17 protein-coding genes are annotated in these 19,590 nt (G+C 63.3%); 10 read left to right on the top strand and 7 right to left on the bottom strand.

The features are described from left to right. Position 1 precedes the first annotated feature (1 nt). On the bottom strand, positions 2-853 hold the full coding sequence (locus LNV08_RS17370) for a rhodanese-related sulfurtransferase (RefSeq protein ID WP_263534993.1): 852 nt from the start codon (positions 851-853) through the stop codon (positions 2-4). Next, a complete protein-coding gene (locus LNV08_RS17365; protein WP_263534992.1) occupies positions 846-2,900 on the bottom strand; it encodes an aminotransferase class V-fold PLP-dependent enzyme in 2,055 nt (684 codons plus the stop codon). The genes LNV08_RS17370 and LNV08_RS17365 overlap by 8 nt, the downstream gene beginning before the upstream one ends. 305 nt (positions 2,901-3,205) lie before the next feature. Between LNV08_RS17365 and LNV08_RS17360 the strand changes: the two genes are divergently transcribed. Beyond that, positions 3,206-3,814 (top strand): DUF2087 domain-containing protein, encoded by a 609-nt coding sequence (locus LNV08_RS17360; RefSeq protein WP_263534991.1) that lies wholly within the window; start codon positions 3,206-3,208, stop codon positions 3,812-3,814. 8 nt (positions 3,815-3,822) lie between these two features. On the opposite strand, the gene LNV08_RS17355 is transcribed toward LNV08_RS17360, so the two are convergent. After that, the gene (locus LNV08_RS17355) at positions 3,823-4,197 is read right to left on the bottom strand and encodes a BON domain-containing protein (protein WP_263534990.1); all 375 of its coding nucleotides are present in this window, start codon (positions 4,195-4,197) and stop codon (positions 3,823-3,825) included. 212 nt (positions 4,198-4,409) lie between these two features. On the opposite strand from LNV08_RS17355, the gene asd reads away from it, so the two are divergent. Then, a complete protein-coding gene (gene asd / locus LNV08_RS17350; RefSeq protein WP_263534989.1) occupies positions 4,410-5,270 on the top strand; it encodes an archaetidylserine decarboxylase in 861 nt (286 codons plus the stop codon). Positions 5,271-5,463: 193 nt separating this feature from the next. On the opposite strand, the gene LNV08_RS17345 is transcribed toward asd, so the two are convergent. After that, positions 5,464-6,084, bottom strand: a complete 621-nt coding sequence (locus LNV08_RS17345; RefSeq protein WP_263534988.1) for an FxDxF family PEP-CTERM protein — start codon at positions 6,082-6,084, stop codon at positions 5,464-5,466. A 260-nt stretch (positions 6,085-6,344) separates the two neighbouring features. Continuing rightward, entirely contained in the window at positions 6,345-7,241 is an 897-nt protein-coding gene (locus LNV08_RS17340; RefSeq protein WP_263534987.1) for a LysR family transcriptional regulator, read from the bottom strand. A 129-nt stretch (positions 7,242-7,370) separates the two neighbouring features. Between LNV08_RS17340 and LNV08_RS17335 the strand changes: the two genes are divergently transcribed. Next, entirely contained in the window at positions 7,371-8,210 is an 840-nt protein-coding gene (locus LNV08_RS17335; protein ID WP_263534986.1) for a PhzF family phenazine biosynthesis protein, read from the top strand. Beyond that, positions 8,207-9,214, top strand: coding sequence for an aldo/keto reductase (locus LNV08_RS17330; RefSeq protein WP_263534985.1), 1,008 nt, complete (start codon positions 8,207-8,209; stop codon positions 9,212-9,214). The genes LNV08_RS17335 and LNV08_RS17330 overlap by 4 nt, the downstream gene beginning before the upstream one ends. Here LNV08_RS17330 and LNV08_RS17325 read toward each other — a convergent pair. Beyond that, entirely contained in the window at positions 9,169-11,481 is a 2,313-nt protein-coding gene (locus tag LNV08_RS17325; RefSeq protein ID WP_263534984.1) for a putative bifunctional diguanylate cyclase/phosphodiesterase, read from the bottom strand. The genes LNV08_RS17330 and LNV08_RS17325 overlap by 46 nt on opposite strands. A 197-nt stretch (positions 11,482-11,678) precedes the next feature. Between LNV08_RS17325 and LNV08_RS17320 the strand changes: the two genes are divergently transcribed. The 5 genes from LNV08_RS17320 (at position 11,679) to LNV08_RS17300 (ending at position 17,744) form a co-directional block, all read left to right on the top strand. Then, positions 11,679-13,010, top strand: a complete 1,332-nt coding sequence (locus tag LNV08_RS17320; protein WP_263534983.1) for a tryptophan--tRNA ligase — start codon at positions 11,679-11,681, stop codon at positions 13,008-13,010. A gap of 137 nt (positions 13,011-13,147) precedes the next feature. Continuing rightward, positions 13,148-14,848 (top strand): AMP-binding protein, encoded by a 1,701-nt coding sequence (locus LNV08_RS17315; protein ID WP_263534982.1) that lies wholly within the window; start codon positions 13,148-13,150, stop codon positions 14,846-14,848. A gap of 35 nt (positions 14,849-14,883) precedes the next feature. Continuing rightward, complete coding sequence (locus LNV08_RS17310; RefSeq protein ID WP_263534981.1) at positions 14,884-16,035, top strand: helix-turn-helix domain-containing protein; 1,152 nt, start codon at positions 14,884-14,886, stop codon at positions 16,033-16,035. Positions 16,036-16,157: 122 nt separating this feature from the next. Continuing rightward, the gene (locus tag LNV08_RS17305; RefSeq protein WP_318014136.1) at positions 16,158-17,300 is read left to right on the top strand and encodes a dienelactone hydrolase; all 1,143 of its coding nucleotides are present in this window, start codon (positions 16,158-16,160) and stop codon (positions 17,298-17,300) included. Between the two features lie 51 nt (positions 17,301-17,351). Next, on the top strand, positions 17,352-17,744 hold the full coding sequence (locus LNV08_RS17300; RefSeq protein ID WP_263534980.1) for an MAPEG family protein: 393 nt from the start codon (positions 17,352-17,354) through the stop codon (positions 17,742-17,744). A gap of 571 nt (positions 17,745-18,315) precedes the next feature. Here the strand turns inward: LNV08_RS17300 and LNV08_RS17295 are convergent. Further along, positions 18,316-18,699 carry a hypothetical protein gene (locus tag LNV08_RS17295; protein ID WP_263534979.1) on the bottom strand — a complete coding sequence of 128 codons (384 nt, stop codon included), beginning with the start codon at positions 18,697-18,699 and terminating at the stop codon, positions 18,316-18,318. A 271-nt stretch (positions 18,700-18,970) separates the two neighbouring features. On the opposite strand from LNV08_RS17295, the gene LNV08_RS17290 reads away from it, so the two are divergent. Beyond that, positions 18,971-19,456 (top strand): hypothetical protein, encoded by a 486-nt coding sequence (locus LNV08_RS17290; protein WP_263534978.1) that lies wholly within the window; start codon positions 18,971-18,973, stop codon positions 19,454-19,456. Positions 19,457-19,590: the final 134 nt, after the last annotated feature.

The following is a 19,590-nucleotide window of genomic DNA, read 5'->3' as shown; positions in this document are numbered from 1 at the left end:
CTTAACTGCCGCTCGGATCGAGTCGGCGTGCCCTGGCCAAACGCCAGGCCTCGTCCGGCTCGCCGGCATAAACGTCTTCGGCCGTGGTGGGCGTCTCTTGCAGATGCGTGTCGATGGCGATGCGCTTGTCGAACACAAAGCACTCGCCCTTCCAGTCGGCCGCAGCATCGGGCAAGGCCTCGAAATAGCTGACGATGCCGCCGTCGAGTTGGTAGACATCCAGGCCCTGGTCCTGCATCCAGGCGCTGGTTTTCTCGCAGCGTATGCCGCCCGTGCAATACATCGCGATGCGTTGGCCCTTGGCCTTCCACTCATCGGCATGCTCGGCCACATAGGCGGGGAAGTCGCGGAAATGTGCCACCTTGGGGTCTACCGCGCCCTCGAAATGCCCGAGCTTGAACTCGAAGCTATTGCGGTTGTCCAGCACCAGCACGTCGGGCTGCTTGATCAACTCGCGCCATGCTTGCGGTGAGACATGGGTGTTGGGCTTGGCTGGGTCTGGCAGGCCCGAAACGCCGGGCACGCCAAAGGCAACGATCTCCGGCTTGGTGTGCACCTTGATCAGCGTGAAGGGCTTGGTCGTGCAAGCGCTGTGCTTGAACACCATGCCGACAAAGGCGCCGCCGAACAAGGGGTCGTCCTGCAAGGCTTGCTCGAAGGCGGCGAGTGCGCCGGCTGGGCCGGCGATCGCCGCGCTGATGCCTTCGGGCGCCACCAGGATATTTCCGCCGATGCCGGTCGTCGGTTGGCTCAGTTCGCGCAGCCGCGCGGCCACGCTTTCCGGTTCGGCCAAAGCGACAAAGCGGTAGAAAGACGAGTGAATATGAGCTTGGGTGGGGTCGAGGTCAGACATACAGAGCGGGGTCGGGTTGATGCATGGGGCGGGCCGCCGAAGGCAAGAGTGCCAAGCCACCGGCCAGCGTCCAGGCTTGGGCGTGGCCGAGGCGTGTCAATGCCAATGCGGCTTGGCGGCTGCGGTTACCGGTGCGGCAGAAGAATAGCAAAGGGCGCTGCGGCTGCTCGGACAACCAGGCTTGCATCGCGTTGAGCATCCGCGACAGGGGCAGCGCCTCCATCTGCGCAGTCGGCAGTTCGGGCGTGTGGCTGAGGAACTGCTCGTAGGGCTCGCGCACATCGATCAGCAGCGCGTCGGGGTGGTAGCTCATGAACGCCTTCAGCTGCGCGCCTTGCACCTGCTGGACCGCAGCTTCCTCTTCTTCTGCTTGCCGTTCATTTTTCAGGAAAAGAGCCAGTTGCTGCGCCTCGTCGCGGGCCGGCGCCAGCAAGGTCTCGGAGCCTACCCAAGCGCTCAGGCTTTCAGCGTCGTTCAGGCCGATGAACGCCAATACTGGCGTGGCGCAAGCCACCTTTCCGAGCAGCAAAACCTGACCCTGACCGTCTATTTTTCTTGTTAGCTCTTGCGCGCCGAGAGTAATCGCCGCCTGGCCTAAAGGCCATCCCAGGGCGTCAGCGGGCTTGTTGGGCATCAGCTCGGGAACAGTCTCGGCCAGCAACTCGCGAGCTTGGGCATGCTCGGCTTCGCCGGTCGTGCTCAAGACCGCCAGCAACGGGTAAGCTTGGCAAGTCAGCGCCTGTGCCAGCCGGCAGACTTGCTCAGGGCGGGCGTCGATCAAGACACAGGATTTGCTGACCGAGTCGGCCAGCAGATAGCAGCAAGCGCCGTCTTGCATGAAGCGGGTGATGCCGTCGCCGATGGTCGGGAAATTGTTGGCGGGACTCAAACAATGCCGGCGCAGCGACTCGCCGCAGGCGCGGATACGCGCGCAGGCTTCATCGATAAAGGCCTCGTCCACGGCCGGGCCTATCGACAGCCGCACCGCGCCGGCCGCCTGCCAGTCCGGCAAACCCATGGCCTGCAAGACAAAGCTCGGTGCTGCCTTGGCAGCGCTGCAGGCAGAGCCACCGCTGACGCGCACATCGGCGGCGTCGAACAGGTCTTGCAACAAGCGCGAGCTCAAACCCGGCACGGCAAAGTTCAAGGTCGTCGGCAAGCTCAGGTCCAGCGGTGCATTGAAGACCAGTCCGGGGAAGGCTTCGACCAGGGCTTCGCCCAAGCGCGCTCGAAAGCCCTGCATGGTGGCCGCGTCTCGCAGCGTCTGGCCATCGTCCAGCGCCGCCAACACGGCGCCCAAGGCAGCGATGCCTGACATATTCTCGGTGCCTGAACGCAGCGAGCCCTCTTGCCCGCCGCCCGCCATCAGCGGCGTGAACGGTGCACCTGCTCGCACATAAAGCAGGCCTATGCCTTTGGGCGCATAGAGCTTGTGACCAGAAAACGGGGCGTAGTCGATGCGGCGGGCCTGCAAGCGCAGCGGCAGCTTGCCCAGCGCCTGCACGCCGTCCACCAGCCACAGCGCCGGGCTGCCGGCCAGCGCCGCCTCGATGCCGTCCAGATCGCTGATGACGCCGGTCTCGTTATTGGCGGCCATGGTGCATACCAGGCCCGCGCGGGCGCTGTGTTGACGCAAAAAGGCGAGGTCATGCCGGCCTTGGGTGTCAACCGGGATCGCCAGGATCTGCAGCCTCAGCCCCAGCACCTCATTCCAATGCTTGAGCGCCTCAGGCACTGCCTTGTGCTCGGTCGCGCCATAGAGCAGCAAGTCAATCTTCAAATTGCCGCGCAAGGAGTTCAGCGCCGACAAGACGGCGGTTTGAATCCCCTCGGTGGCGCCGCTGGTGAAGAGCAGCGAAGCACCGTCGCCGGTGTCGAGCAGGCGCTGGGCGCGCGCCCTAACGCCGTCGATCAGCGCCTTGGCCTTCAGGCCGGTGCTGTGCACGCTGCTGGGGTTGCCGTAGTCCTCCACCATCGCCTGGATGGCCGCGGCCTTGGCCTGCGGCAGCACCGGCGTGGTGGCATTGGCGTCGAGATAGATTTCCATGGCGGTGGCCGCTCGTGGCTGGCTGAAATGTGTGAATGCGGGGGCGGGCTTGTTTGGCCGAAGTGTCGATCGTACCCGCTGCACCCATCATCTATACTGCTGCGAGGGTCGGCAGAACACCCAGGCCTTGCCGCATGGCAGACCGTTGAAGCGTTTGACCATGAGCTAAACCTGCCAGGCAAGAGAATTTCGTTTTCACCAGGCTGAGCCCCGTTTCGCGTGTGCCCAGCTGGAAGCCGGCAAGCACCAGCACCGCCTCCTGTGGCGGCTATGAGCAACACGCGTGATGTGGAGATCTCTCAATCATGCCTCGTGAATCTATTGCCCTGCACGCCGACGATATCTCGGCCTTCGCCAAGTCCTTGCGCCAGCAACTCGCCGAGCATCTCTCGCAAAGCGAGGATCCGCGTGAGCCACCCAGTCATTTGAGCTTGTTGAATATGCTGGCCCGCGCGGCCGGGCATCGCAATCTGCAGGCCTTGCGGGCCGGTGTTGTGTCAACAGCGGCAGCAAGCGCGCTGCCCAGCAAGCTCACGATGCATAACGCCCCGCCGGCGCGCGGGCCGCGTCATCCGGAATTGAGCGAATTGGCTGACCGAGCCCTGCGCCAATTCGACGCACAGGGCCGCTTGATGCGTTGGCCCAGCCGCCATCAGGTTCAGCGTTATGCCATCTGGGGCTTGTGGTTGCACTTTGACAGCCGGCGTGTTTACACCGAGGCGGAAGTCAATGAGGTGCTGAAAGCGCAGCATGGCTTTGGCGACCATTGCACCTTGCGGCGCGAGTTGGTCAATATGAAGTTGCTGGCGCGCAGCGACGGCGGGCGCGAGTACCGCAAGCTGGCGGCGCGCCCGGCGGATGACTTGCTGCCGCTGCTGCGGGAGTTGCGCTCGCGCAGCCTGCAGCCGGCCTAGCGGGCACGCTATTGCTTGAGCGTGAGCTCGTTGTGAATGGTGTGGGTACCTTCCGCTTCGCGCGCGAGCTTGAGTGCCGTGTCAATCTGGGCTTGGGTGTCGAGTATCCCGATCAGACGCACATCGCCTTTGAGGGTGACAACCTTGATGTCAAAAGTCTTGAGCGAGTCGCTCTGATTCAGCACTGTCGCGACATGCTCGCTCACATCGGCATCCGCCACATTGCCCGGCGCCGCTGAAGCTGCTTGTGCAACAGCAGCTGGCGTAGGCGGCGCTGTTGGCGCTACTTCGGCCGGCTTGCTGCAGCCGCCCACCAGCATCGTTGAGACGGTGAAGGCGGTGGTGAAGAGAAAAGGGATAAATCCATGGTGCTTGCTGTTCATAAATAGCCTTGGTCCAGTCTTGAGGTCAGCGGCGGATGAGCGTGGCGCAAGCATCTATTGACTTTGGTTCTCGGTCTGTGCGATGGCGAACATTGGCCAGCCAAGCTTGCTCGCTCGCTTAGGCGACTGCCGGACTGCGCGACAACAGCAGAATCAAGGCGGCGCTGCCCCCTCGTTACAATCCGCAGCCTTGGTTTCAAGGGGATAAATCCGTGTCCGATCGCTCCGCCGTGCTGCTGCAATACCTGATGCCCAAACAGGCGATGACTCGTTTTGCCGGCCTTGTCGCCTCGGCGCGCATGGGGGCGATCACGACCGGCATCATTCGCCGCTTTGTGGCGCGCTACCAAGTCAATATGGCCGAAGCGGCCGAGCCGGATATCGCCGCCTACCCCAGCTTCAACGAGTTCTTCACCCGCGCGCTCAAGCCGGGTGTTAGGCCGCTGGCCGATGCGACGCTGCTGTGCCCGGTGGACGGACGTATCAGCCAAGTCGGTGCCATCAAAGGCCAGCAGATTTTTCAGGCCAAGGGCCATGAATTCACGAGCACGGCCCTGGTCGGTGGTGATGCGGCCTTGGCCGCGCAGTTCGACGATGGCATCTTCGCCAACATCTATCTGAGCCCGCGCGACTATCACCGCATCCATATGCCGGCGGCCGGCCGGCTCTTGCGCATGATCTATGTGCCGGGTGATTTGTTCTCGGTCAACCCGGTGACGGCGCGCGGTGTGCCGGGGCTGTTCGCGCGCAACGAGCGTGTGGTCTGCGTGTTCGAGGGCATCCACGGGCCCTGGGTGCTGGTCTTGGTGGGGGCCACCATCGTTGGCAGCATGGCCACCAGTTGGCACGGCGTGGTCAACCCTTCGCGGCCGGGCAAGGTGGTCGAGTGGAATTACCAGGATCAGCAGATCCAGCTCAAGAAGGGCGAGGAGATGGGGCGCTTCTTGCTGGGCTCCACCGTTGTGATGCTGTTCCCCAAGGGGCCGTGGAGCTTTAACCCTGCATGGGTCGGCGAGGACCTGGGGCAGCCCGGTAGCGCGGTGCAACTGGGCGAGGCGATGGCGAATCGCTGAGAGTGCTGAAGGAGCGCTGAAAACTTGATGGTCGACGCGAGGGTAAAACCTTGTGTAAAGACCTCTCAGTGCCCGAAGCAGTCGCACGGAATTGGCACCACGAAGACGACATGCAAGAACCGCCAGCCACACTCTACAAGCGAAAAAACCGGCCACATCAGCCGGTTCTCTTGTGAAGGCCGAAGCCTTTTGCTTACTGCTGCTTGCTGCGGCGACGGGCCACAAAGCCAATCGCACCCAGACCGGCTAGCATCAGGGCATAGGTTTCTGGTTCCGGCACGGCGGCGGTGACTGACACCAGGTCGAGGGATGTGCCATAGCTGTCACTATTACCGATGGCCTTGAACGTCAGTGTGGTGGTGCCTGCGGTTGCGACGAAGCTGCCGGTGACCTTCTGCCATTCCTTGTTCTCGTCCTTGGCCACTTCAGTGAAGTTCAAGCCGTTGACGCTCCAGCTCAAACCATTGCTGGCCAGACCCTTTTGGCCATCACGCTGAGCGACCCAGAAACTCAGCTCATAGGTCTTGTTGGCCGTGGTGTCGAACGTCTGGGTCATCCAGCTGTTCTTATCGGTATCGAGTTCAACGTACTGTGAACCGAAGATTGTGTTTCCTGCCACTTGGTTACGCAGTTCAATTCCGCTTCGCGGCGAACCACTGTAGGGGGCACCGGTCCAGTTGTCCAGGTTCTGATAGATATTCCAGGAGCCCGTAGCCAGTACGTTGGCTTCGAAGCTGCCGTTTTTGATCAGGTTCGTATCCGCGAAGGCCAGTGCAGGTGCGGCGATCAGTGCGGCGATGAGAAGCTTTTTCATGGGTGGGTCCTGGAGTCTCTTGGTGAGTCGCTGGATTGCGATTCGATGGAATGAATTATTCCGACCCACTGGCTAGCCCACATCCCCGCGAATCGAGGGGGGTGGCCGGCGATCCGTGACGCCGGTCACGGCATTGCCGATTGATTGCATGACGCCATCATTCGTAGGCATCGCAAGTGGAGGTTGCGGACTTGGGCGCCGAGGGTTTGGGCATCGAATGTCGGTGATGGTCACACTGGAGCCCTTGAATGCCATTGGAATCAGACCGTCGCTTGCGCCTTTAGCATTGCAATAAAGGCCCGCAGCGCTGGGCCGGCTTGGCTGCGGCCGGGGTAGTAGAGCGAAAAGCCGGTACCCGCTGGGCACCAGTCGACCAAGACCTGAATCAAGCGGCCGGCCAGCAGATGCTCGCGTGCCGCGCACTCGTAGACATAGGCAAAACCTGCTCCCTCCAGCGCCGCCGCCAAGGCCACGCTTTGGTCGTCCACCAGCAAGGGGCCGCTGACATCTAAAGTTAGCTGTTCGGCCCCACATTCGAACTCCCAGCGAAACATCGCACCACTGGCGAAGCGTTGGCGCACGCAAGGCGCTTGCAGCAGGTCGCGGGGATGAGCCGGCACCAGCGTACGCGCCAGCAAGGCCGGCGCGCCGACGACGATGAAGCGCTGCGCACCACCCAGCGGAATCGCCACCATGTCCAGCGGCAGGCGCTCGGCAAAGCGCACACCAGCGTCGAAGCCCAGGGCGACGATGTCGACCATCACGTCCTGTGTGTGCAGTTCCACCTCCACCGCAGGATGCGCGGCTAAAAAGCGCGCCACGAGTGGCGCCAGCACCAGCCGCGCCGCGCTGCGCGGCACCGACAAGCGCAAGCAGCCCTTGATCTCGCCGCCCAGCTGGCTCAGATCTGCATAGGACTGCCTCAGGCTCCGCAGTGCTGGTTCGGCCTGCGTCAGCAATTGTTGGCCGGCCGCAGTCAGCGCCACACTGCGGGTGCTGCGTGCCAAAAGCGTGACGCCGATCTCTTGCTCCAGTCGCCGCATCGCTTGGCTGACAGCCGAGGGGCTAAGCCCCAGATTCAGCGCAGCGGCGCGAAAGCTGCGAGCCTCGGCAACGGCGAGGAAGATACGAAGATGCTGGAAGTCGGGCTCGGCCATGATGGCGATATTGTCGGGGGCATTGCATTGTTCAGTGCGGCTGCACGGGCCGTGCATGCCGGCGAGGCTGGCGGGCCCGCTCGCGAGCGCGCAAGATACGCAGCTATTCCATCCCAAGCGGCTCTTGATATGCACCCAAATGTTCTTCTAAAGATTTCTGCCTTCTCCGACGGTCAAGCCGGCGGCAACCCGGCTGGCGTTCTCATCGCGCCGCAGCTGCCTGCTGACGCCGAGATGCAGCGCATTGCTGCCGACCTGGGATTTTCTGAGACGGTGTTTGCTCAGCCTCAGGGCGAGGCCTGGCGTGTGCGCTACTTCTCGCCCGAAAACGAAGTGCCGTTTTGCGGCCATGCCACCATCGCTTTGGGTGCTGCGCTGGCGCAGCAGCAAGGTGAAGGCAAGTTCGAACTGATCCTGAACAATGCCAAGATCAGCGTGGAAGGGCGGCGCGCCGGCGCGCTGTTTGCTGCCGCGCTGCAGTCACCACCAACGCGCAGTGCGCCTGCCGAGCCGGCCTTGCTGACGGCGGCGCTGGCGCTCTTCGGCCTGCAGATGGACGATCTCGACCCCCGTTTGCCGCCGGGGCTGGCCCATGCGGGCGCCGACCACCTGGTCCTGGCCTTGAAGTCGCGCGCAACGCTGGCCGCCATGAACTATGACTTGGCCGAGGGCCGAAAGCTGATGCTTGCTGCCGGCTTGACCACTATCTTGCTGGCCTATATTGAAACGCCGCAGCTCTTTCACACCCGCAATGCCTTCGCCTGCGGCGGTGTGCTGGAGGACCCGGCCACCGGCGCGGCTACCGCTGCGCTGGCTGGCTATTTGCGCGACTTGGGCTGGCCGCATGGCGGCGTGATCGACCTCGTGCAAGGCGAAGACATGGGCTTGCGCTCCTTGTTGCGCGCCGAGATACCCGCGGCGGTTGGCAGTTCCATCCGGGTCTCCGGGACGGCGAGAGTGTTGCCATGACGCAGTCCATCCGCCGTCTTGCTGGCCAGGATGTTCCCGCCATAGGCCTGGGCCTGATGGGCATGAGCGAGTTTTACGGCGCGCATGATGACGGCGAGTCGCTGGCTACCTTGCATGCTGCCTTTGAGCTCGGGGTGCGCCATCTCGACACCGCTGACACCTATGGCGCTGGTCATAACGAGCAATTGCTGGGGCGTTTTGTGGCCGAGCTCAAGCCCGCGCAGCGTGCCGAGTTGCTGATTGCGACCAAGTTCGGCATTAACCGCCCGCCCGGCACTTACGAGCGCCATATCGATAACTCGCCCGCCTATATCCGCGCCGCCTGCGAGGACTCGCTCAAGCGGCTCGGGGTGGAACAGCTTGGCCTTTACTACGTCCACCGGCGCGACCCGGTCAGGCCTATCGAGGCGGTGATGGACAGCTTGGTGGCGTTGAAGGCCGAGGGCAAGATTGCGGCGATCGGCCTGTCCGAGGTCAGTGCCCAGACTTTGCGGCGTGCCCATGCGGTGCATCCGGTGGCGGCCTTGCAGAGCGAGTATTCGCTCTGGGAGCGAGCAGCCGAGCAAGAGATGCTGCCGACATGCGCCGCGCTGGGCGTGGCTTTTGTGGCCTACAGCCCGCTCGGTCGGGCGCTGCTGAGCGCGACGATGCCGGCTACGCAAGACCTGGCCCCGGATGATTTTCGCCGCATGCTGCCGCGCTTTAACGGCGCAGCCGGTGCGCACAACCGGGCTTTGGTGGCGCGTCTTGCTGAGCTGGCCGCTGCTTGGGGAATGCCGCCCTCGCAATTGGCCTTGGCCTGGATATTGAACAAGCATCCGCATGTGTTGGTGATTCCGGGTACGCGTCGGCAGACCCATCTGGGCAGCAACTGGTCGGCCGGACAAATCGACTTGAACGCCGTGCAAGTGGACGCCTTGGATGCCTTGTTCGCGGCCGGTGCGGTGGCCGGAGAGCGCTATACCGAGGGCGGCTGGGTGGGCATCGAGTCGGTGCGCAGCTGAACACCGAGGGCGGCGGCCAGCAAGACTCCTGCAGCTGCTGCAGACAAGGGTCGGCCGAGGTGATAACCCTGCAACTGCGTGCAACCCAGCGCCTCGGCGGCCTGCGCCTGCACCTCGGTCTCGACGCCCTCGGCGACGATCTCCAGCTGTAAGGAGTGGCCGAGCACGCAGGTCGCCCTGACCACGGCGCTGGCTTGGGCCTCGGGCAGCGGGTCAATCATGCTGCGGTCCAGCTTCATTGTGCTGATCGGCAAATTGCGCAGCATCGTCAGCGACGATTGACCGGTGCCGAAGTCGTCCAGCGAGCACAGCACGCCGGCCTCGCGCAGCCGGTGCAGCTGCGGCAGCACGCGGTCCACATGGCCGATTGCGGCGGTCTCGGTGATTTCCACCTCCAGCGCGTCATGCGGCAGGTGGCGCTCGTCGAGCAATGCGAGCAGCCGGCTGGCGAAGCCGGCGTCGCCGAACTGAAGCGGTGACACATTGACTGCCACCGGCAAGACCTGACCCTCGGCGTCCAGCCATGCGCGCAGCTGGGCGGTGGCGATGTCCAGGATCAGCTCGCCCAGCGCCTTGATCTGACCGGTGCGCTCGGCCGCCGGCACAAAATCGGCCGGGCTGACCCGGCCCTTGCCCGGCCGCTCCCAGCGCACCAGCGCTTCGAAGCCGCAGAGCTGGCGGCTGCCGGCGCGGAACTTGGGTTGGTACTCGAGCAAGAACTCGCGCTCGGTGATCGCTTTGCCCAAGGACTGCTCGGCATCAAGTCGGGCACGCGAGGCGCCGTTCATCGCGATGTCAAAGAACATAAAGGACGCGCCGGCACTGCCTTTGGCCCGGTGCATGGCCGAGTCGGCCGCGCGCAACAAGCTGGCACCATCGCCGCCGTCTTGCGGGAACAGCGCCGCGCCCAGCGACATATGCACAAACAGCTCGGCCCCTTCGACGGCAAAGGGTGTGTCCAGCAAGGCGAGCATTTGATCGGCCAGCACCTGCACGCTGGCGCTGTCGGCCTCGCCTTCAAGCAAGACCAGAAACTGATCCTCGCCGAGCCGGGTCAGCTGTGCCTGCGGCGGCAGACGGTTGCACAGGCGCCGCGCGACTGCTTTCAGCAAGGCATCGCCCACCGCGTGACCCAGGCTCTCATTGACCAGCTGAAAACGGTCCAGATCGGCCGAGATCAGCGCGAACGGCGGTGCGCCCAGATAGGTCATTTCGCGCAGGCGTTCGAGCGCGAAATTTCGATTCGGCAGATCGGTCAATTCATCGTGCAAGGCCTGGCGGCGCAAGGCATCCACAGCGCGTTGGCGTGAGCTGTCGTCCACCATGACCATCAATTCGGCGGGTGCACCGTCCCACTCCAAATGGCTTGAAAGCCCACGGATGAGCAAAGGGCGGCCTTGCATATCGAGGCGGGTCGCCTCCCACTCGATGCGCGCTTCGGGGTTGCTCAGGGCACGCTGATGCCGCTCCCGTGCGGCGTTACGCAGTTCCTGCGGCACCAAGGCGTTGACCAAGTCTTCGGGCTGCTCGCTGCTGCCGGGGGCAAAGCCAAAAATATCTCTCGCGGCCGGGTTGGCGTAGACCACCTGGTGGTTCTGCAGCACCACCAGGCCTTGCAGCGAATGCTCGGCGAGCTTGCTGAAGCGCTCGGTTTGGCGCCGGGTTTCGGCGTGCGCACGGGCGACGGAGAGCAAGATCAGGCCGAGGGAGAGCGTGGTTTGCACCAGCAGGCCGCTGACATAGGTGATCATGGACCTGGCTTGCGGCTCTAGCCAAGGCGCGCTGAAATGAACCAGCGCCAATGCCAAAAAGCCCAGGCTCACCCAGCGCTCGGAGCGTCGACCGCGCCGCCACAGCAAAAAAGCACTGGTCAGGCAACCCAAGGCCATCACGGTGGCGCCGAAGAGCAGTGCACTGCGAAAGTCACGCGAGCCCAGGACGGCCAAAACCAGCATGGTCGTTGCGAACACCGGCAGCGCCCGACCCCAGCGCAGCGTTCGGCCCCGGTAGTCGAAGGCGCCCGCGACCTGGAGCAGTTGCGAGGCCATCAAAGCCATCGAGGCGAGCAGGGACTGAATATCCTGGGCCGGGCCGGCTGCAATGACGCCATGCAAGACCGGGCCCAAGCTAAGGCCGCAGCCTAAAAGCATCCAGCTGAAGCCCCACCAGCGCACATAGGCGAAGCGCCGATCTTGCTGCCAAAGCAGCAGCAGGCCGATGCCGAACATCACGTTGAGGCCGGCGCTGATCAGGAGTAGCAAGGTCATGGCGGCTAGCGGTTTGTCCGGCCTTCGCTCAATTGCTGATGAGGCTTGATGCTAGCCGTTCATGGCAGGCTTGGCACGCCAATAATTGCGTGGGTGAGCGGCGCAACGTCATGCTGTGACAATGTCTGACCTGTTTCGCCCTCGCGCTGCGTCACCCGCAGGCCGGGCTGCTCATTGATTTGCCAGTTGATCCGACCATGACTCAAAGCACAAATTCTCCCGCCCTTCAACGCGTACTGACCGGCATCACCACCACCGGCACCCTGCATTTGGGCAACTATGTCGGCGCAGTGCGCCCCGCGATCGCCGCCAGCCAGGAGGCCGGTGTGGAGAGTTTTTTCTTCATGGCCGACTATCACGCGCTGATCAAATGCGATGACCCCGAGCGCATCAACCGCTCGCGCCTGGAAATTGCCGCCGTCTGGCTGGCCGCCGGACTGGACACTTCGCGCGTGACCTTCTATCGCCAGAGCGACATCCCCGAGATCCCCGAGTTGACCTGGCTGCTGACCTGCGTCACGTCCAAGGGTCAGATGAATCGCGCCCATGCTTACAAAGGCGCGGTGGACGCCAATGTGGCCGCCGGCGAGGACCCGGATGCCGGCATCACCATGGGCTTGTACAGCTATCCCATCCTGATGGCGGCCGATATTTTGATGTTCAACGCGCACCGCGTGCCGGTTGGCCGCGATCAGGTTCAGCACATCGAGATGGCGCGTGACGTGGCGCAGCGCTTCAATCATCTGTTTGGCCAAGGTAAGGAGTTCTTTGTCTTGCCCGAAGCCAATGTCGAAGAGGACGTGGCCCTGCTGCCGGGGCTGGACGGCCGCAAGATGAGCAAGAGCTATGACAACAGCATTCCGCTGTTCGAAGGCGGCGCCAAGGGCCTGAAAGATGCCATCGCCCACATCGTCACCGACTCCAAGCTGCCCGGCGAAGCCAAAGATCCGGAAGGTCAGACCCTGGTGACGATTTACGATGCCTTCGCGACGCCAGCGCAGCGCGAGCAGTTCCGCGCCGAGCTGCGCGCCGGCCTGGCCTGGGGCGAGGCCAAGCAGCAATTGTTCGAACTGATTGATGCCGAGATCGCACCGCTGCGCAGCCGCTATGAGGCCTTGATGGCGCAACCCGAGTTGATCGAGGCGACGCTGCAAGAGGGCGCGGCCAAAGCGCGCGCGATTGCAGCACCTCTGTTGGCCGAGCTGCGCCAAGCGGTTGGTTTGCGTAATTTCTCGGCGCCGGCCGTGGTGGCCGCGCCGGTCAAGAGCCTCAAAGTGGCATTGCCCGTGTTCAAGCAGTTCCGCGAAAGCGATGGGCAGTTCTATTTCAAGCTCAATGCGGCCGACGGCAGCCCCTTGCTGCAAAGCGCGGGCTTCGCCGGCGGGCGCGATGCCGGTCAATGGGTGGCGCGGCTGAAGCGCGAAGGCGCGGCCGCGCTGACGGGCGCGCCTGTGCATCTGGCCGCCGGCGTAGCCCATCAACAGGTGGCCGAAGCCCTGAAAGCGCTGCAAGCGGCCGAAGCCGAGTGAGTCTTGCGAGCCATGGAACTGGAACTAGAGCCGTGACTCTGAAGCGCCACATCCCCGCATAAACCCGCTAGGCTGCTTGCGTGACCTTGGCTAGTCTCAAACCCTGAATGTCATAAATTCAACGGAGACAGAAAATCATGCCGACCATTCCCGCCGACAGCCTGGCCCTGCAGCGTTTCTACCATTGGGAGCGCAGCCTGGGCCCCCGTGTTGCCTTGACTCAGCCTATGGGTGGTGGGGCGGTGCAGGAGCTGACCTGGAGCCAAGTTGGCGACCAAGTGCGGCGCATGGCCACGCACCTGAAGGCGCAGGGCGAGGCACAGGGTTGGGGGCCCGGCGCCAAGGTGGCGATCCTGTCCAAAAACTGCGCCTGGTGGTTGATGAGCGATCTGGCCATCTGGATGGCCGGTTATGTCTCGGTGCCGCTCTACCCTACCTTGGCGCCCGAGACCATTCGGCAGATCTTGACGCACAGCGAGGCCAAGGCCTGTTTTATCGGCAAACTCGATGGCTGGGCCGGCATGAAGCCCGGCGTCCCCGACGGGCTCCCTTGCATCAGCTATCCGCTCTCGCCCGACGATGCGAAGAAGTCTTACGAAAGCTGGGACGCGATCTGCGCGCGCAATGAGCCGCTGGCGGGCGAGCCCATGCGCCAGGCCGACGACTTGGCCACGCTGATCTACACCTCGGGCACCACCGGCGCGCCAAAGGGCGTGATGCATTCCTTTGGATCCTTCGCCTGGGCGCTCAGTGCCGCGCTCAAGCGCATTCCGATGAGCGCCGATGACCGCATGCTCTCTTACCTGCCGCTCGCCCATGTGGTGGAGCGCGTCTTGGTGGAGCATGGTTGGTTGCGCACCGGCTTTGCCGTCTACTTTGCCGACAGCCTGGACACCTTTGCCGCCGACCTGCAGCGCGCCCGCCCGACCATCTTCTTCTCGGTGCCGCGCCTGTGGGTGAAGTTCCAGCAGGGTGTGCAGGCCAAAATGCCGCAGAAGAAGCTCGATTTCCTGCTCTCCTTGCCCATCATCGGCGGCTTGGTGCGCCGCAAGATCATGAAGGCGCTGGGTCTGGACCAATGCCGGATCGCCGCCGGCGGCGCCGCGCCCATGCCGGTCGCCTTGCTGCAGTGGTACCGCAAGCTCGGCTTGAACATCTGCGAAGGCTACGGCATGACCGAGAACCTGGCCGTCTCGCACATCACCCTGCCGGGTGCCGATCAAATCGGCACCGTCGGCCCGGCTTATGAGGGCATAGAGACGCGCGTCGACCCGGCCAATGGCGAGCTGCTGATGCGCAGCCCCGCTTTGATGTTGGGTTATTACAAGCAGCCGGAGCTGACCGCCGAGGTGATCACTCCAGACGGCTGGCTGCGCACCGGCGACAAGGGGCAAATCGATGCCCAGGGCTTGTTGCGCATCACCGGCCGGGTCAAGGACTTGTTCAAAACCAGCAAGGGCAAATATGTGGCGCCGGCGCCGATTGAGGATCGCTTGGGTCAGCATCCTTCTGTCGAAGCCTGCGTGGTGACGGGTGCCAGCATGGGGCAACCGGTCGGTGTGGTGATGCTGTCGCCCGGTGCAGCCGGGCATAGCGGCACCGCAGCCGAGCGTGACGCACTCAGCACCCAGCTGAGCGCCCATCTGGACGAGATCAACGCCGGGCTCGACCCGCATGAGCAGCTCGACTGCCTGGTCGTCATTAAGACACCATGGACGGTCGACAACGGCTTCATCACCCCGACCTTCAAGATCAAGCGCAACCGGGTCGAAGAGGTGTACGGGCCGCAGCTCGAGGGCTGGGTCGGCGAGCGCAAGAAGATTGTGTTTGGTGACTGAGCGGCGAGCGCCGGGCGGCGTTTTATCATCGCGCCATGCCCATCCAACCCGCGCCGTCCGCTGAGCTCGTAACTGCAACGATTGACGGAGCTTTGCGCGGCGGCTTGGTGATTTGCTTGGGCTTGCTGGGCGCCAATCTGCTGCGTGAATCGGCCGCCCGCCGCAGCGCAGCGGCGGTTTTAGGCGCTTTGCTGGCCTTGGGTCTGATCGTGCAGGCCATCAGCTCTTCGCCGCTGTTTGAAGTCGGGGTGTCCGGCTTGGGGCAGGCGCCCTGGGTTGCGGTGTCGGTTGGCAATGCGCCGCTGTTCTGGATGTTTTGCCGCGCATTGTTTGATGACGAGTTTGTCTTGCGCCCCAGGCATGGCTTGCTTTGGTTGGCGGTGGCGGGCCTGAGCTTTCTAAACTGCGCCTGGTTGGCCGGCCAAACCCAGCATTGGCCGCTGGCCGCCGCTGCCGTGATGCTGCAGCGACTCCTGCCGCTCTTGTTCGGCGTTTTGATTGGGCTGACGGCGCTGCGCCATTGGCAGGGCGATTTGGTCGAGCGGCGGCGGCGCCTGCGGGCCTTCGTTGTGATCGCCGGTGGCCTGTATATGGCGGCGATGGTGGCGGTGCGTCTGCAGGCGCCGCAGGGCAGGCTTTCGGGTCTGTCGGCCAGCCTGGACATGGCCGGATTGCTGCTGATCGTGCTCGTGCTCGCATGGGGCTTGTTGCGCTTGCCGGTGACGGGCTTGCTGGCGGCGCAGGCGGTGCAGGCGAATTCGGGCGAAGCTTCGCTCGCGTCGCCCTTGGCCGATGTCAAAAAGGCGCCCGCCGTGAAGGAGGGTCCCGATCAGGCCGAGCAGGACTTGCTCGCGCGTTTGCAGCGGCTGATGCTGGAGGAGCGTTTCTATCGCAGTGAAGACCTGACCCTTGCCCGCTTGGCCGAGCGCATGCAATTGCCCGAGTACCGGCTGCGCCGTCTGATCAATCAAGGCTTGGGTCAGCGCAACTTCAGCAGTTTCGTCAACAGCTACCGCTTGGATGAGGCCCGTGCGGCTTTGGCGGCGCCGGCGCGGCGTTCGACCCCGGTGCTGACCATCGCTTTGGAGGCGGGCTTTCAATCCATCGGCCCCTTCAACCGCGCCTTCAAGGTCGCCACCGGCCTGACGCCCAGCGAGTACCGCCAACAAGCGCTGGCCGATTCCTGAAATCGGCCTGTGCGAAAGCTGCAATCGCGGCTTTCGGCCAGACGGGCGCGCCCACTCTGCGCATGCTGCGGGCCATAAGTCCGAAGGCGGGCGCCTTGGATATGGCAATGTGGGGAGTGGGGATGAAGCTGCTTGATGTGGTCAAACTGAAATGCTTGTGGGTGAGCTTGGGGCTGGGCTTGATCCAGCTTCCGGCCTTGGCCAATATGGGTATGACCGAGATCGCAGTCCCTGCCGGGCCTGTGGCTGCGGAGTTGGTCGGGCCGGTCACGCTCTTTTATCCGACGCTCGCGCTCGAGCAGACGCTGGCCTTTGGCCGAATGAGCATGCGCGTTGCGGCCGGTGCGGCGCCTCTGCAGGGCAATGGGCGGCTGGTGCTGCTCTCGCATGGTTCGGGTGGTTCGCCCATCGTGCATTCCGATCTGGCGCGGGCGCTGGTCGAGGCCGGCTTTGTCGTCGCCATGCCCGAGCACCGGGCCGACAACTACAAAGACCCGAGTCGGCCCGGCCCGGATTCCTGGAAGTTGAGGCCGGCCGAGATGTCGCGGGCGATTGATGCGGTGGCGGCTGATGCACGCTTTGCGCCCTGGCTGAAGCTGGACAAGGTCGGCGCTTACGGCATGTCGGCCGGAGGCCATACCGTGCTGAGTCTGGCCGGCGGGCGCTGGTCGCCGGCGGGCTTCAGAGCCCATTGCGAGGCTCATCTGGAAGCGGATTTTCAGGCCTGCGTTGGCTTGACGACCCAGCTGAATGGGGGTTGGCTGGATGGCCTCAAGCAGTGGCTGGCGCGCCAAGTGATTGCTGTCAAGTTTGCCGACGCCCAGCCGCAGGCCTATAGCGACCCGCGCATTGCGGCCGTGGTCGCGGCGGTGCCGGCGGCCGCTGACTTTGACATGAGCAGCTTTGCGCGGCCGCTCATTCCGTTGGCCTTGGTGACAGCGCGGCAAGACCGCTGGTTGCATCCGCAATGGCATAGCGACGCGGTGCTCGAGGCTTGCGGCAGTGAATTTGAGCGCCCCCAGGCCGACGACCTACGTCGTCCGTCCCCCGAGGGGATCAAGAAAGGTCGGGGCGGCCCATCCCTTTCTTGTGAATGGCTGGCCGATCTGCCCCAAGCCGGGCATGGCGCTTTGCTGTCGCCGCTGCCGCCTGACTTGAGCGGCTTGTTGGGTGAACTGCTGAATGATCCGCCTGGTTTCGAGCGGGCATCCTTGCCCGCGCTTGACCGCTTGATCGCCGATTTTTTCATTCGGCATTTGTTTTGAAATGGGCCAACTGGCCCCAGAATGCGGGCAACCCTTTGCTTCAATCCGCCTATGAACGCCGTTATTTTTGTCAGCCTGCTGGCTGTTGCGCAATACATGAGCCTCACGGCCCTGGTTGGCCGAGCCCGTTCGGCCTATGGCATCAAGGCGCCGGCCATCACCGGTCATGAACAGTTCGAGCGTTACTACCGGGTGCAGATGAACACGCTGGAACTGCTGGTGGCCTATCTGCCGGCCTTGTGGCTGGCTGCTCAGTTCTGGTCGCCCAATGGGATGGCCGCCATCGGGGCGGTCTATTTGTTGGGCCGCACCCTTTATGCGCGCAGCTATATCCGGGAACCGGACAGCCGAGGCCTGGGTTTTTTGCTCAGTCTGATTCCCATTGTGGTTTTGCTGGTGGCGGGTCTGATCGGGGTGATGCTGGCGATGCTGGAATCGGTCTAACCGATCCGCGGTCTTCCAAGTTCAAAAATTCCTGGAGCCCCGCAGGTCAGCAGAACAGACGGTGAAAGGGTCGGCGTCCTGATTTCTGGTTCTTCACGGAATGTCGGGGCGTAAACAGGTAGAGCGGTGAAGCTCGGAGAAGATGGTTGTGCGACCAATCATCAACCTTTCGAGAGCACCGCTCTATGCACAAGGATACAAGTTGGCTCAGTTTCCGGGAGGGCTTCTGTGTTGTTGCGCTGAAACTGCTAGGCCAGGAGGTTCGGATTCAGCTTGAAGCCTAGGAGACGCAGGTTCTGCGATGCGGGCATTGCCGCCAACCCCCAGACCTTCGTTCGGTGCACAGCCGCTCCGAGCAGCCCTTGCTGCGCCAAAATAGCAGCGAAGGCACGGCAATTGGTGTGGCCAAAGATTGGGTCTTTGCGGCGGAACGCCAGCAAAGCAGCACCCCAAGGATCCCGCGCCAGAGCAAGAGGCTCGTGTGCCCAGTCCGGCGTCTAACGCTGAACTGGGACTTTGAAACCCCCGATTTTTCTGTTTTACCGAGTCGCTCGGGTCGGGGCGGCTGCCCTCAAATCGCCGATTGACCGCCGTTCTGGCGATCGTGCAAGACGCACATCAGTCCTGGGCCTTTGGGTTTGGCGATGCAGTGAGCACCAGGGTCGGTGACGATGGCGCAGTTGGATGAAGTGCTGCTGTGCAGGTTCTCGGCCAGGCGCGTTGCGCGGTGTTGCTCAAGCAGTGACTGCAGCTTTGTGGCGTCGGTGCTTTTGCTCGACCAGGCTAGATAGCTGTCTGGCCCGCCGCAGGGTTTGGCACCCACGGCGCTGCTGTGGCATTGCTGTGGCCCGTCACAGCTGGCTTCGCCGATCTCGGTTTGAATTTGCCGCAGCAGCGTGACGCTGTTTGATCTTGAGGCAGCGGGTTCGGGAGGCAGGGCACATGCAGTGCCCATGATGGCAAGCGTCAACAGTAGGCCAGCGCGGCAGCGCCCGCCAAATTGGCTGTGCAGCGGCAGTGCGCAGCAGAGCTGGGTTGCAAGGTTGAGCGATGTGTGTGGCTTCATGTCCCCATACTCGCGCAGACTCGCCCGGGCTGCAAGCACCAACCTTGCGCTCAACCCAAAATGCGCGTGTGATACTGCTAGGGACACAGCGGGGCCTTCCAAGCGGGCCTCGGGCTTGGCCCCGACCGAGGGGTTCGATCAGTTTGGCAGGAGCTATGCAATGAAACTCGCTGTAACTTTGAGCGCCTTGCTTGCCTTTGCGTCATTGGCCGGGAGTGCTTGCAGCATGGACAAGTCGGCCCGCCCAGCGCAGATCGAACTGGGCCAGAGTTTCAGCCTCAGGCCTGGTGAAGTCGTCCAAGCTACCGACGCTTTGGAGGGCAGCGCTGGCACGGCCACGGAATGGGCTGGCCTGCGCATCGGCTTTGAGGGCGTCAGCGCTGACTCTCGCTGCCCAAAAGGCGAGCAGTGCATGTGGGCTGGTGATGCGACCGTGCGGGTCTGGCTGCAACAAGGGACTGGGCCAAAGGAGTTGCGCGAACTCAATGCCGCCGAAGGCCCGGCACAAACCGCCTATGCCTATGGTTATGCATTGCGCCTGTTGAGCTTGGCGCCCTACCCGGTGTCGGGCAAGCCCATCGCGGCCGGTGACTATGTGCTCACCTTGAAGCTGCGGCGAGGCGAGTCCACAAGCACAGAGCGCTAACGGACCATTGGCAGGGGCGTCATGCTGATGACTGCCAATTTACGCACCGAGACAACATCAACAAAGCCTTGAAAAAATAGCTAGCTTTGATTGCTGCTGCTTTGACTTTGGCCGTGGGATATGGCCGTTCTTGG

Origin of the sequence: Paucibacter sp. TC2R-5 (genome assembly GCF_025717605.1) — a bacterium.
GTDB lineage: Bacteria > Pseudomonadota > Gammaproteobacteria > Burkholderiales > Burkholderiaceae_C > Paucibacter_A > Paucibacter_A albus.
The sequence above is the reverse complement of the archived record's forward strand: the minus strand, read 5'-3'. Positions and strand labels throughout refer to the sequence as shown.